At 47.3% G+C, this 1,362-nt stretch carries 2 protein-coding genes; both read right to left on the bottom strand.

Annotated features, from left to right (window positions below; all coding sequences use genetic code 11):
- On the bottom strand, positions 1 to 510 hold a 510-nt coding region (locus tag KDK14_RS15635; RefSeq protein ID WP_257266105.1), incomplete at its 3' end, for an AarF/UbiB family protein.
- The gene (locus KDK14_RS15630; RefSeq protein ID WP_257266104.1) at positions 511 to 1,065 is read right to left on the bottom strand and encodes a hypothetical protein; all 555 of its coding nucleotides are present in this window, start codon (positions 1,063 to 1,065) and stop codon (positions 511 to 513) included.
- Positions 1,066 to 1,362: the final 297 nt, after the last annotated feature.

Here is a 1,362-nt window from a genome sequence, read left to right as displayed (position 1 = left end):
ATTCCAATCAGGCCGCCATAGACGAAGACGCTCTTTTACTTCTGACAGACGATCCAAAGAGCAGCCATCAATAAACTCCATCACCAGCATATTGCTGTTGGACAGTGTTTCGTTGACGACAGGGGCTTTAACCTTAAAGGGGACCTGGCATATCTGATCCCCAACGGATACCCGGATACAGTAGGCGTTTGTTTGTGACAAACACTTGAATATATCTGCCTGTCTTTTGGTATTTTCCAATTCGATGGATAAATCGGTTTCCTGGCGAAATGGCTTTGTAGCGTTGGCAAACAGCTCAACATCACTTTTTGAAAAGGTTCCTGCCAAGCCCATCAGGGGGATAATACAGTTTGCTACCAGATCCAGATCCCCGACTATGCTCTTTGACAATTCGGGCGACACCGTTTTAACCACATATTCAGCACCGTTAAGGTCAACGTGATCCAGCTGACAAACGACCCCACGGCCCACAGTGTTGATATGCAGGATATCCACACCCCCGGGTGCCATTTAGCCAGATTCAGCTATTTGTCTTTCCAGATTCCCGAGCACATAGTCAATGTTGAGTTCACCTGCCGGATACCGACTCGCAGCTGTCATCAATTCAGTGAAAAACTCAGCCGCTTGTGAATCAGAACCTGCCATAAGGTCCTGGAGCACATCCATCCTTGTTGCCAGAAACTGTGCCAATTTTCCGTAGATACCGGCCAGAGAAAGTATTTGGGCGACAGCTTCCGGGGAATCCCGATAATAAAAAGCTCGATCCAGCACCGAGAAAATCTGCATGGCTCTTGAGGTCATACCAACGGTACTGTTCACTCTCCCAAGTAAATTATTACCGGTTTCTGTCACCCGTGATATGACTCGCTGGTACACCGATTCATTGGCGGATTCATTGGAGGCTGTGGCACTGTCTGGCCCTTGGACTCCCGGAATTTGCAGTTCAGTGGAGACTGTGTCAACCGAACCCAATGGCGGTGAATGCCCTGATGCGACATTAAAATCATCATTGACAGGTGCACCGTGGTTAACTTGTGCATTGGTCACTGAGACTCTGAAATCCATAGCTATTACCATTTGTGATAGTGTGAGATGTTCTTTTGACTTGATTGGACAGCAAAAGTTTCAAAGCTATTGAATCACCACCACGATAACCTCTCTGACTTCCCCCGCTTATGATTCACAGGTTGCCAATCGATCATTCCAGGCGCATGATATCGGCATTTTGCGCACACTCCGGGCCACCGTGAACAAGACTGAACAATCCCGAAAAAAAACACTTTTTGACCTTGAGCAGATCGGTGTTATTCACTCCTGCTACCGCCAGAAATTCGGTAATAATTTACTTGGGAGAGTGAACAG

The organism is Endozoicomonas sp. ONNA2 (assembly GCF_024606365.1).
Classification (GTDB): Bacteria; Pseudomonadota; Gammaproteobacteria; order Pseudomonadales; family Endozoicomonadaceae; genus Endozoicomonas.
This window is presented reverse-complemented; position numbering and strand designations above follow the sequence as displayed.

Bases quoted from the DNA above. Each gene is read 5' to 3' on its own strand.
- KDK14_RS15630 (WP_257266104.1), bottom strand. From the start codon at position 1,065: ATGGATTTCAGAGTCTCAGTGACCAATGCACAAGTTAACCACGGTGCA.